The sequence below is a fragment of the Streptomyces goshikiensis genome, from assembly GCF_014650555.1.
GTDB lineage: Bacteria > Actinomycetota > Actinomycetes > Streptomycetales > Streptomycetaceae > Streptomyces > Streptomyces goshikiensis.
The window spans coordinates 66707-78356 of record NZ_BMVE01000003.1 but is presented as its reverse complement, the minus strand read 5'-3'; the positions used below and the strand labels follow the sequence as shown (position 1 = coordinate 78356).

Sequence of the window (11650 nt, the reverse complement as noted above, 5' to 3'; positions counted from 1 at the left end):
GGGCCCGGGCGGTTCTCCGCCCGGGCCCGCACCACACCCCTGGAGCCGTCGCCCATGACCGCACCCGATCCCACCCGTGAGGCGGAGGCCGCCCGCGGCGCCGACCGGGCGCTGCGGGCGGCCGCGCGACACAGCGGCGGCCGTCTCGCCGCCGCCGCCGTCTGTTCGGTGGCCGCCGCCTGCGCGGCCCTGGCCGAACCGGCGGTCCTCGGCCACACCCTCGACCTGCTGCTGCGACAGGATCCCGGCGGCGCCCGGTGGACCGCGTGGTGCGCGGCGGTGATCGCCGCCGAGGTACTGCTCGACGCGGTGACGGCCCGCCTCACCGGCGGCGTCGACGCCCGCTCCACCGCCTGGCTGCGGCGCCTGGGACTGGGCCGGCTGCTGCGGGCCGCGCCGCACCACGCCGCCCGCCACTCCCCCGGTGAGCTCTCCGCCCGGCTGACCGCCCAGGCCACCACCGCCGGCGCCGTACCGGCGGCCGTGGTGGGCGCGGCCGTGGCCCTGCTGGCGCCGCTCGGCGGACTCGTGGCGCTGGTCCTGGTCGACGTATGGACCGCGCTGGCGTTCCTCGCCGGACTCCCCTTGTTGGCGCTGCTGTTGAGGGCGTTCGCCCGCGACTCGGGGGCGAGTGTGGGCCGTTACCAGGAAGTACAGCTCGCGATGGCCGGCCGCCTCGTGGAGGCCCTCGCGGGCGCCCGTACCATCGCCGCCGCCGGCACCGCCGAGCGCGAACAGGCGCGCGTGCTGAGCCGGTTGTCGGAACTCGGCGCCGAGGGGCGGGAGACCTGGCGGATCTACGGCACGACCATGGCGCGCACGGGCGCCCTGATGCCGCTGCTGCTGTACGTCGTCCTCGGCGTGGGCGGGGTCCGCCTCGCCGAGGGGGCCCTCGGCGTCGGCGGGCTCCTCGCCGCGGTCCGCTACGCGGGACTCGCGGCCGGGGTCGGCGCCGTGACGGGGCGGCTGGCGGCGGTGGTGCGCGGCCGCGCCGCCGCGCGCCGCACGGCGGCCCTCTTCGAACTGCCGGAACTCCCCCAGGGGGTACGCCGGTTGCCACCGGGCGGGCCGGGCGCGCTGGAGCTGCGCGGGGTGCGGGTCCTCCGCGGGGGCACCGCGGTGCTGCGCGACATCGACCTGCGGATCCCCGGCGGGACGACCGCGGCCGTCGTCGGCCGCTCGGGCTCCGGCAAGACGACGCTGGCCGCGGTGGCGGGGCGGCTCACCGCCTGCAACGCGGGGCGGGTCCTGCTGGACGGCGTACCGCTGGACGAACTGTCCGCCGGGGAGCTGCGCCGGGAGGTCGGCCACGCCTTCGAGCGGCCCGCCCTGTTCGGGGAGGACGTCGCGGCCGCCATCGCATTCGGCAGCGGGCCGGCGCCGACCCCGGAGAACGTACGCGCCGCGGCGCGGGCGGCCGGGGCGGACGCCTTCGTACGCCGCCTGCCCGACGGCTACGACACGGCGCTGCCGGACGCGCCACTGTCCGGCGGGGAGCTGCAACGCCTGGGCCTGGCGCGGGCGTTCTGCCGCGCCGGGCGGCTGCTCGTCCTGGACGACGCGACGTCGAGCCTGGACACCCTCACCGCCCGGGAGGTGGAGCGCGCCCTGACCCACGACGTCCGCCCGGGCACCCGCCTCGTCGTCGCCCACCGCATCTCCTCGGCCGCCCGCGCGGACCTCGTCGTCTGGCTCGACGCGGGACGCGTCCGCGCGACCGGCCCCCACACGGAGCTCTGGCGAGACCCGGCCTACCGCGCGGTGTTCGCCACCGGCACGGACCCGGCGGCGGCACGGGCCGAGGGAACGGGCTCGGAACCGGACACGAAGCCAGCGGCGGCCTCGGCACTGGCGGCGGCACCGGCACCGCCTGCCGCCGGAAGACCAGGCGCGCAGCGGAACACGGGCTCCGACGCGGCAACGGGCGCGGCCCCGGCACGGGCCCAAGGAACGGGCTCGGAACTAGACACGGGGCCGGCGGCGGCAGCGGGCCCGCGAACGGGTGCGGCGCCGGGCGAGGGGCCGGACGCGGGAGCGAGTGCCGGAACGGGGTCGGCCGCGGCGGGCGGCGGCGGGCGGCGGGCGCCCGGCCGGAAGACGGTCCGATGAGCGGGGACGGCTCCTGGCGCCGGGTGTCCCGCGAGGGCCGCCGCTTCCTGCGCGGGCGGTACCGGTCGCTGCGGCGGCTCGCGCTCTGGTCCCTGCTGGAGTCCGCGCACACCTTCCTCGGCGGCTACGCGGTCGCCCGCGCCCTCGACGACGGCTTCCTCGCCGGGCGCACCGGCACCGGACTCGGCTGGCTGGCCGTGGCCGGCGCGGGGGCCCTGCTCGGTGCCCTCGCCCTGCGCGGAGTGTTCGGCGGGCTCGCCGACCTGGTCGAGCCCCTGCGGGACGGCCTGGTGCGGCGTTCCGTACGCCAGGCGATCGGGCGGGCCGTCGCCGACCCCGGGCGGGCCGGTGACGCGGGCGCCGTCTCCCGGCTCACGCAGCAGACCGAGATGGCCCGGGACTCCTTCGCCGGACTGGTCCTGGTCGCCCGGTCGTTCGTCTTCACCGCCCTGGGAGCGCTGCTGGGGCTGGCCGCGCTGGATCCCGTCCTGCTGGTCCTCGTACTGCCCGCGCTGCTCCTGGGTACGGCAGGGTTCCTGGCCACGTTGCGCCCGATGGCGCGCGTGCAGCGGGCGGCGCTCGACGCCGACGAGGCGCTGTCCGGGCGCGCCGGCGAACTGGCGGCGGGGCTGCGCGACGTCGTCGCCTGCGGCGGCGGGGCGAGCGCCGGAGCCCCGGTGGAGCGGCTGATCGCCGAGCAGGAGCGGCTGACCGGGCGCCTCGCGCGCTGGACCGCCCTGCGCACGCTGGCCCTGGGCGTCGCCGGCCGGTTGCCGGTCGTCGCGCTGCTGGCCGGGACGCCGTGGCTGCTCGGGCGCGGGGTGAGCGCGGGGGCGGTGGCCGGGGCCCTCACCTACCTCGTGCAGTCGCTGCTGCCCGCCCTGGACGCCCTGATGACGGCGGTGGGCGCGGCGGGCACCCGGCTCCTGGTGGTACTGGACCGCTTCTGCACCCCCCAATCGGACTCCCCCGCCGCGACCACGGCCCCGGAGGCGGCCCCCGGCGTGGGGGCCGGGCCGGGTGTCGCCGTTGAGCTGCGGGGGGTGTGGTTCGCCTACGGGCCCCGCGCGCAGCCGGTGATCGACGGGCTCGACCTGACGGTCGGGGCGGGCGAGCACCTGGCCGTGGTGGGGCCGAGCGGCATCGGCAAGTCCACGCTCACCGCCCTGATCGCCGGCCTGCTGCCGCCCGGCGGGGGAACCGTACGGGTGGCGGGTGCCCCCGCGCAGGGCGTCACCGGGCCCGGGCCCGATCTTCGGCGGACCCTGTTGCCCCAGCAGGCGTACGTGTTCACGGGGACGGTCCGCGAGAACCTGACCCACCTGTGCCCCGGCCCGGTATCCGGGGCCGAGGTGGAGCGGGCCACGGCCGCCCTCGGCTCGGACGGGCTCGTGGACCGGCTCGGCGGGCTGGACGGGGCCGTCGACCCGGCCCGGCTCTCGCCGGGCGAGCGCCAGCACCTCGCCCTCACCGCCGCCTACCTCTCCCCCGCCCCGCTGCTCCTGCTGGACGAGGCCACCTGCCACCTCGACCTGCGGACGGAGGAACGCGCCGAGCGGGCGCTCGCCGCGCGCCCCGGGACCCTGGTGGTGGTCGCCCACCGCATCTCCTCCGCCGCCAGGGCCGACCGGGTCCTCGTACTCGACGGGACCCGGGCGGTGTGCGGCACGCATGCGGAGCTCCCGGCCAGGTCGCCCCTGTACCGGGATCTGGTGGGTCTGTGGAACGCGCGGGGGTGAAGCGGGCTTCGGGGGAACCGGCGCCGGGGTCTCAGACCCAGCCGGCCCGCCGGGAAATCCGGATGGCATCGATCCGGTTTCGGGCGCCGGTCTTCCGCGTCACGGCGGCCATGTAGTTCCGTACGGTTCCGCTGGCGAGGTGCAGGGCGCGGGCTATCTCCGCGATCGAGTCGCCCTCGGCGGCCCGGGCCAGCACGCTCAGCTCGCGCGGGCTGAGCGGCATGGGGTCGGCCTCCATGAAGGCCGAGGCGAGCGTGGCGTCGATGGAGCGTTCCCCGGCCGCGACCCTGCCGATGGCCCGGACCAGCCGGGCGGGCGAGCCGTCCTTGTCGACGTAACCCTGCGCCTGGGTCAGGAAGGCGCGCCGCAGCGAGCCGGGGGTGTCGGCGCGGGCGAGGACGAGCAGCGGCGTGGAGCGCGGGAGCGGACGAGCGGCGTCGGCGTCCGCGAGCAGGGCCGCCGACGCCCCCGGACAGTCGAGGTCCACCACGGCCACGTCGGGCCGTAAGGACGCCGCCTGGCGCCCGGCGGCGCGCCAGCCGCAGGAGGTGACATCGAAGTCACCCTCGGTTCTCAGCAGCGCGGCGAGGGCGGACCTCACCAGACACACGCTGTGCAGCACCAGAACCTTGGTCATCGCGGTTCCCCTCACGTGACGATCAATCAGCACCAACCGGCTGCCCAGCCAGTGCCGTGCGGGAACGTCACGGCATGCGGCGCGCGGGAGCGGGTGGCCGAAGCCTGACGCCCGCCTCCCGCCGCTCCCGCGCAGCCCACGGCCGCCCGACCTCGGCAGGCATCGCGAAACCCCCGCCCGCCGGAGCGCGGACCCAACAACCGGATGGGCTGATTCCGCCCGCATGGGTGCGGCTCCGCACACCGCCCGGGGGCCGCCGAGGGCCCGTCCGGGACCTCAGAATCACCCCGGCGGACGTTTTCCGCATATGCCGGAGGGCGATAAGCCCCCCATCGTTCCGATCGCGTTCAACGGGGGGCTTCATGCGGTACGACCTGTCCGGTCGCCTGGTGGTGGGGATCGCCTCCAGCGCCCTGTTCGACCTGACCGACTGCGACGCGGTGTTCCGGGAGCAAGGAGAGGACGCCTACCGGGCCTACCAGGAGGCGCACGCGGACCACGCCCTGGCCAAGGGGGTGGCCTTCCCCTTCGTCAGACGCCTGCTGTCGCTGAACGACCTCTCGGACCGGTCCGACCCCCTGGTCGAGGTCATCATCCTCTCCCGCAACGACCCCGACACCGGGCTGCGGGTCATGCGGTCGATCACGGCGCACCACCTGCCGATCAGCCGGGCGGTGTTCCGGCAGGGCCGCCCCTCGCACTCCTTCATGCGCGCGCTGAACATGTCGCTGTTCCTGTCGGCCAACGGACCCGACGTCCGGGACGCGGTCGCGGCGGGACTGCCCGCCGGCCACGTGCTCCACACGGCGCGCATCGACGACGAGAGCGACCCCGAACTCCGCATGGCCTTCGACTTCGACGGAGTGCTGGCGGGCGACGCCTCCGAGCGGGTCTTCCAGAGCCTCGGACTCGACGAGTTCCGCGCGCACGAGGTCCGCGAGGCCGCCACCCCCCACGATCCGGGACCGCTGCGCCCCTTCCTCGCGGGCGTCAACCGCATCCAGCGCCGGGAGGAGGAGCGCCGGCGCGGCGATCCCGCGTATCAGCCGCGCCTTCGGGTGTCCCTGGTCACCGCTCGGGACGCCCCCACCCATGAGCGCGCCATACGGAGCCTCAAGGACTGGGGGCTACGGGTCAACGACGCCTTCTTCCTCGGCGGCATCGAAAAGGCGGCGGTGATGCGCACCCTCGACCCGCACATCTTCTTCGACGACCAGGTCTCCCACCTGAACGGCACGGCGCACGGCACCCCGAGCGTGCACGTCCCTTTCGGAGTGGTCAACGCTCAGCCTCCCGCGACCACCTGAACCGCCGGCCGCGTCCGGGCTACATGGGGTCCATGGTCCCGGCGCCGAAGCCGTACACCTGCTCGCTCTTCTCGCGGATGTGCAGCGCCTTCTGCGTGAGCCGCTGCCGCTCCGCGGGATCGGCGGCGTACTGGGCGGCCTGCTCCAGCTCCTGCGCCTTGTCGCGCATCTCCTGAGCTCGTTTGCCGGACGGGTCCTCGACGCTCACTTCGACCTCCTCGATCGGGCTGGTGCGGATCCCCCTACCCCGGCATCCGGGCGGCATTCACCGGCCCCGGACCGTTGATCTTCGGCCGGTTCTCGGAGAGAGTCCAGCAGCATGGAATTCTTCTGCTACCACCGCGATCGCCCCGGCTCCACGGCCCTGCGCATGGAACTGCTGGAACGCCACTGGTCCTACATGGACCAGTACGAGAAGGAGCTGATCGCCCGGGGCCCGACCTTCGCCCCCGGCGGCGACGCCCCCAGCGGCAGCGTGCACATCGTCGACCTCCCCGATCCGGCCGCCGCGCGCGCGTTCGCCTTCGACGAGCCCGGCTACCAGGCCGGCGTGTACCGGGACGTGCTGCTGCTGCGCTGGCGCGACATGCTGGGGCGCACCATGTGGGACTTCCCCGGCGGCCGGACCGGGGGCAACCGGTACCTGGTCCTCGGGCTCGGCGCGGGCGGGGCCGCCGACCTCACCGCGGCGCCCGGCTGCCGGGACGACCTGATCGCGTACGGCCCGCTGCTGTCCGACGACGCCACCACCTGGCTGGGTACGGCGGCGCTGGTCCGGGCCCCGGACGCCGACGCGGCGCGCGGCGTCCTGGCCGTGGAGCGCTACGCGGACATCGAGATCCACCCGTGGGAGTTCGGCGGGCGGCGCTGACGCCCGGTCTTGGCCGCCCCCGCTCTGGCCCGCGCGGGGCGGATCATCACTTAAGATTCAGGACGGCCGCGGACCTGCGGCTCGTCGCCGTGCGCGTCGAGGAGAGCGGCCTGGGTCAGAGCCGTGGTCCGGACGAGGACCACATGGCGCTGATCACGAAGATCCCGGGGAATCGCGTGACCGCCGGCGTGCGTCTCATTGACGTGGGACGCCCCGCGCGCCGGCCCAGGAACAGAAGACCCCCAGGGAGAAGTGAGGTATGCTAGTGATCTGCGTCGGAGGCATGATCGGAATCGGCAAGACGAGCGTCGCCGAACTGATCGCCAAGGAGCTGGGCAGCGAGGTCTTCTTCGAGAGCGTGGAAGACAACCCGATCCTTCCGCTCTTCTACACGGCGAGCCCCGAGGAGATCCAGGCCAAGCGCTACCCCTTCCTGCTCCAGCTCTACTTCCTCCAGACGCGGTTCGCCGCGATCAAGGACGCGTACCACCGGGCCGACAACGTCCTCGACCGGTCCATCTACGAAGACTGGTACTTCGCCAAGGTCAACCACGGCCTGGGCCGGATCAGCTCCCTTGAGATGCAGGTGTACGAGGGGCTGCTGGGCGAGATGATGCGCGAGATCGAGGGCCTGCCGTACCGCAAGGCGCCCGACCTCATGGTCTACCTCAAGGCGGACTTCGAGACGGTCATGTACCGCATCGGCCTGCGCGGCCGCGATTTCGAGCAGGACGAGGCCCTCGTCGAGTACTACCGGACGCTGTGGTCCGGCTACGACGACTGGGTGCACAAGCACTACTCGGCCAGTGACGTCCTCGTCATCGACATGAACCGCACCGACGTGGTGAACAACCCCGAGGACGCGGCCCGCGTGGCGCAGGAGGTCAAGGACGCCCTGGCGGCGGTCGCGGCCCGCCGCTGAGCCCGCCGGCCGGCTGATTACGGCCGTCGGCGGGCGGTCCGGATACGGACCGGTCCGCGGGCCGTAGCGGGGTCGACGGGGCGGCCGGCCTGGGTGATCTCCACCTCGCCCGCGCCGACCAGCCTCCGGGCCGCCCGGCGGGCCGGTTCCATGAGCACGCGCCAGCCGTCGTCGCTGCCCGCGTACACGGCCCGCGCGGCGTCTGACGGGCAGATCGTCGCGGTGGGGCCGCGACCCTCCAGCAGCTCCAGGATGGCCCGCTCCAAACGTCGCTCAGTCTCCCGGTCGCCGTGCGTCACACCATCAGTGTCGCACCGGCGGCGCGGGAAACCGGGGCGTCCGGGCGGGGGCGGCGCCGTCAGATGGCCACCATCACGTTGTCGGAGCTGCTCGTCCCTCCCCGGACGCTGACGATCCCCGCGCTGCCGTCGCCGAAGAACCGGCAGAACAGTCCGGCCGGGCGGCCGCCGAACACCAGGGGGCCGAGGACCGGAGCGACATCCGCGTCGTACGGCTCGTCGCAGCCGTCGGCGATCAGCGAGACCCGGCAGGTCTGCGGCTCCACGAAGGCCTGCACCACGCTGGTACCGCCGGCGACGGCCGCGCCGACGGCGGACTCCCACCCGGCCTGGTCGACCTCGCGGCCGATGACGACCTGCTTCCCGCTCTCCCCCAGGCCCGCCTTGAGCACCAGCAGCTCCCGGTTGCCCAGCACGAACGGGAGCAGGTCGACCTGCTGCCCCTCCCGGTCGGTCTTGCGCTCCGAGAGGATCCGCGTCCACGGCAGGTACCGCTCGACGAGCCCGCGGTCGGCCGCGGTCATCCAGGGTCGTCCCTCCGACAGCAGCCCCATGGTCAGCTTGCTGTGCATGAAGGTCGAGGTCTGGGTGCCCACCAGCAGGCATCCGTTGTCCAGGGCGTCCTGGACCGGCGTGGTGTCGATGCCCACCTCCAGCCAGTCCGGGATGGTGAAGTTGCGCAGCCCGACCTGATGGCGCAGGTGCGGGGCGCAGTCCCACGCCTCGGGCAGCTCCTCCGGCTCGAAGAAGCGGGCGGTCAGGCCGTGGCTGTTGTAGTGGTCGGCCTCCATTTCGAAGTACCGCCGCTCCACGCCGATCACCCGGGCGCTGCCGACGACGGCCACCCGCGGCGCCAGCCCGAGCTCCGCGCCGAGCGACCGGAACATGTCCGCGCGGACGTCGAACGGGTCCGGGGAGCGGAACGGCGTCCGGCCGTCCTCGTCGGCGTGGAGCCCGCGCCACACCGCCAGCCGGCTCCGCGTCTCCACCACGCCACCGAGCGCGCCGCTGACGTTGAACTCCAGGAACCGCGGCCCGTCCGGACCGATGACCAGGTCCGGACGGACCACGGAGTCGGCGTACCGCTCCTCGATGAAGGGGTCGCCCATCCACAGCCGGTCCTCGGTGGCGGGCATGTCGTAGGCGCTCAGCCGGTCGGCGGTGGTGGGTCCGCTCTCCAGGGCGGTACGGCGCAGCAGCTCGATCAGCGCGACGCTCACCCGGAAGATCTCGGCGTAGGACGCCCGCGGGATCGCCATCGGCGCCGCGGGCAGGACCCGCTGGTACGGCCAGCCGGTGTCCCGGAGCTCGTGCCGCAGCATCCGCCGGATGGTGTCCGCGGGCGCTGCGGGCCGCAGCCGGTGACGGCCGAACCACGGGTGCCCGCTTCCCGTGCCGAGGTCCTCATGCGTGTCCATCCGGCGCTCCTTCCCCTGTCGTCGCGGCGAGGTGTTCGCCGCCCGTTCCCGGCGCGGGTGCCGCGGCCGCCGGGCGGGCTCCGGCCCGGACCAGCGCCGCGCAGAGCCGCCTGATCTGCTCCTCGCTCTGGCCGGCCCGGAGCATCACGCGCAGTCCGGCGGTGCCCCGGGCGACGATCGGGAAGAACACCGGCGAGGTGTAGAACCCGGCCGCGAAGACCTGCTTGGCGGCGTCGATGACCGTCTCGTCGGTCATCGGCACCACCCTGATCGGGTAGGTGCTGTCGGACTGCTCGGTCGCGACCAGCGAGTCGAACAGCGCGATGTTGGACCGCAGCCGCCCCTGAAGCAGGGTGAGTTCCTCGGTGCGGTGGATCTCGGCCGAGGCGAGCGCCGCACCGACCGCGGCGGCGTTCATCTTCTGCGAGTAGCCCAGCGGTCCGGCGAACCGCTCGATGAGCCGCCGGGTCTGCTCGGGGTAGCCGTCGAGCAGGATCGCCGTGCCGCCGGCCCCGAAGCCCTTGCTCAGCGTCGCCACGGTGATGGTCCGCTCGTCCAGCACCGGGGAGTGGGAGCGTACGTAGCCGATGCCGCGCTCGCCGTAGGCGGACAGCGAGTGCGAGTCGTCGTAGAAGACCAGGAGGTTGTACTTCTCTTGCAGTTCGGCCAGCTCGTGGACGGGCGCGTAGCCGCCGAGGCTGTCGGAGCCGTCCACCACGTAGCAGACGCGCTCGTAGGTGCGGCACATGTCCTTGAGGAAGTCGAGGTCGTGGTGGCCGCAGCTCACCACCTCGGTCTCGTCGGCGCAGCTCGGCTTGGCGTTGGCCATCGAGACGTGGGCGTTCTTGTCGAAGACCATCAGCGGCCGGGTGCCGTTGCCGAGGTGCCCCGATGCGATCACGGGGAGCAGGCCGGTGCTGGCCGCCGCGGTGGAGATCGCGCTGATCACCATCGCGCCGAACAGCTCGCCCAGCGACTCCTCCAGCTCCAGCAGGACCGGTGTCTGGACCCGGGTGCGAGGGATGCAGTGGTCCAGTACGCCGAAGCGGCGCAGTGAGGCGACGGCGCCGTCGATGACCTTGGGGTGGGTGTCCAGGTCCAGGTAGGAGCAGACCGTGAAGTTGACGAACTCGTGTCCGTCGGGCGTGTGGAACACGCCGTCTTCGAGGTCGCCGACGATGCCGGCGACCCCGTGCTCGTAGGACGTGTTCCAGAAGGTGTTGCCGATCCCGATGAGCCGGTCGTTGTTGCGGTACCGGTGGGCGGGAGTGATGGTCTTGCGCTCGCTCATCAGGAGTTCACCTCGGTGGGCCGGTAGCTGTAGACGCCCTTGAGTCTCCGGTAGGCGTACGTGTACAGGGCGACGCCGAGCACGTGCGGCCGGTGGAGGATCTTCTTGGACTTGAGCCAGAAATTGACGTTGATGTTCATCTCGTCCAGCGATTCGGCCTGGTGCCACCAGCCGAGCGGCAGGTAGAGCATGTGGCCCGGCTCAAGGACGAAGTCACGGCGCTGGGCGAGCTTCGCCGCCAGCCTCGGGTAGCGCTTCAGGTCGACGTCGTCGAGGTCGACCACCTCGGACTTGTCGCCGAACCCGCGCAGGACCGACCTCGGGTAATAAGCTCGCACTCCGGGCGGAGCGATGATGAACCGCTTGCGTCCCTCAAGTGCGATGTTGAAGTTCTCGAACTCGTCGAAGTGGTTCTTGGTGAACACGCCGCGGTGGCTGATCCACAGGTTGGCCGCGTACAGGGACTTGCCGTAGCCGAAGAACTCCTCGGCGTCGAAGCCGATGACGGCGTTCACGTCGGCCGGATTGGCGCGTATGTTCGACACGACCCGGTGCCAGGTGTCCGCGCTGGTCAGGAGCCCCTCGTCCGCGAAGAACTCGCGGAGCTTGATGTCCCGCGTCTCCCAGCGCCCCGGGTGGTTCTTGTCGCCCGGCTCGGTGAACAGGGTGACGGTCAACTCCGCCAGGCGCGCCGCCACTTCGTCCCGGCCGAGTCCCTGCGCGCTGCCCGGCAGCTTGATGACCACGGGCCGGTCGGCCTCGTACAGCCCCCGGGGGCCGACGGCCAGGAAGTCGTCGAACGACATGCGGGTGACCTCGACACCCGCCGTCCCGTCCGGATCGGACACGGCGTCCGGTGCTGCCATATCGTTTCTCCACCTTCTGAAAAGGCCGGGCCACGTGCCCCGGCGGCCACGGAGAGCTCGACGGCCAGGCGCGGGCACAACCCCCCTCACCCGTAAGGAGTTTGATCATCCTCGGAGGCGAACGGCCTGTCCACCCCGGGACACCGGATGCGACGGGCGCACCGTCTCCGGACGGAGCTGATCTTTCCCTC

At 73.4% G+C, this 11650-nt stretch carries 11 protein-coding genes; 5 read left to right on the top strand and 6 right to left on the bottom strand.

Annotation, left to right across the window (positions count from 1 at the left end; translation table 11 throughout):
• Window positions 1-54: 54 nt before the first annotated feature.
• Window positions 55-2109, top strand: a complete 2055-nt coding sequence (locus IE248_RS10430; RefSeq protein WP_229895237.1) for an ATP-binding cassette domain-containing protein — start codon at window positions 55-57, stop codon at window positions 2107-2109.
• The gene (locus tag IE248_RS10425; RefSeq protein ID WP_190030561.1) at window positions 2106-3848 is read left to right on the top strand and encodes an ATP-binding cassette domain-containing protein; all 1743 of its coding nucleotides are present in this window, start codon (window positions 2106-2108) and stop codon (window positions 3846-3848) included. Before IE248_RS10430 ends, IE248_RS10425 begins: the two co-directional genes overlap by 4 nt.
• Window positions 3849-3879: 31 nt before the next feature.
• Here IE248_RS10425 and IE248_RS10420 read toward each other — a convergent pair whose 3' ends face one another.
• Window positions 3880-4485, bottom strand: coding sequence for a response regulator transcription factor (locus IE248_RS10420; RefSeq protein WP_190030560.1), 606 nt, complete (start codon window positions 4483-4485; stop codon window positions 3880-3882).
• Window positions 4486-4847: 362 nt separating this feature from the next.
• On the opposite strand from IE248_RS10420, the gene IE248_RS10415 reads away from it, so the two are divergent.
• Window positions 4848-5792, top strand: a complete 945-nt coding sequence (locus IE248_RS10415; protein ID WP_073798480.1) for a 5'-nucleotidase — start codon at window positions 4848-4850, stop codon at window positions 5790-5792.
• 19 nt (window positions 5793-5811) lie between these two features.
• Here IE248_RS10415 and IE248_RS10410 read toward each other — a convergent pair whose 3' ends face one another.
• Window positions 5812-6000: a DUF6381 family protein gene (locus IE248_RS10410; protein ID WP_037794818.1), complete on the bottom strand. Its 189-nt coding sequence runs from the start codon at window positions 5998-6000 to the stop codon at window positions 5812-5814.
• A 111-nt stretch (window positions 6001-6111) separates the two neighbouring features.
• On the opposite strand from IE248_RS10410, the gene IE248_RS10405 reads away from it, so the two are divergent.
• Complete coding sequence (locus IE248_RS10405) at window positions 6112-6663, top strand: YciI family protein (RefSeq protein ID WP_073798479.1); 552 nt, start codon at window positions 6112-6114, stop codon at window positions 6661-6663.
• Between the two features lie 259 nt (window positions 6664-6922).
• Window positions 6923-7585, top strand: coding sequence for a deoxynucleoside kinase (locus IE248_RS10400; protein WP_190030559.1), 663 nt, complete (start codon window positions 6923-6925; stop codon window positions 7583-7585).
• 17 nt (window positions 7586-7602) lie between these two features.
• On the opposite strand, the gene IE248_RS10395 is transcribed toward IE248_RS10400, so the two are convergent.
• From IE248_RS10395 to IE248_RS10380, 4 genes are read right to left on the bottom strand one after another with little or no spacing between them, the layout of a single operon-like run.
• Window positions 7603-7884, bottom strand: a complete 282-nt coding sequence (locus IE248_RS10395; RefSeq protein WP_008743196.1) for a DUF3253 domain-containing protein — start codon at window positions 7882-7884, stop codon at window positions 7603-7605.
• 59 nt (window positions 7885-7943) lie between these two features.
• Window positions 7944-9302, bottom strand: a complete 1359-nt coding sequence (locus IE248_RS10390; protein WP_073798477.1) for a hypothetical protein — start codon at window positions 9300-9302, stop codon at window positions 7944-7946.
• On the bottom strand, window positions 9289-10593 hold the full coding sequence (locus IE248_RS10385; protein ID WP_100580994.1) for an 8-amino-7-oxononanoate synthase family protein: 1305 nt from the start codon (window positions 10591-10593) through the stop codon (window positions 9289-9291). Before IE248_RS10385 ends, IE248_RS10390 begins: the two co-directional genes overlap by 14 nt.
• The gene (locus IE248_RS10380; RefSeq protein WP_158074327.1) at window positions 10593-11459 is read right to left on the bottom strand and encodes a cupin-like domain-containing protein; all 867 of its coding nucleotides are present in this window, start codon (window positions 11457-11459) and stop codon (window positions 10593-10595) included. Before IE248_RS10380 ends, IE248_RS10385 begins: the two co-directional genes overlap by 1 nt.
• Window positions 11460-11650 lie beyond the last annotated feature (191 nt).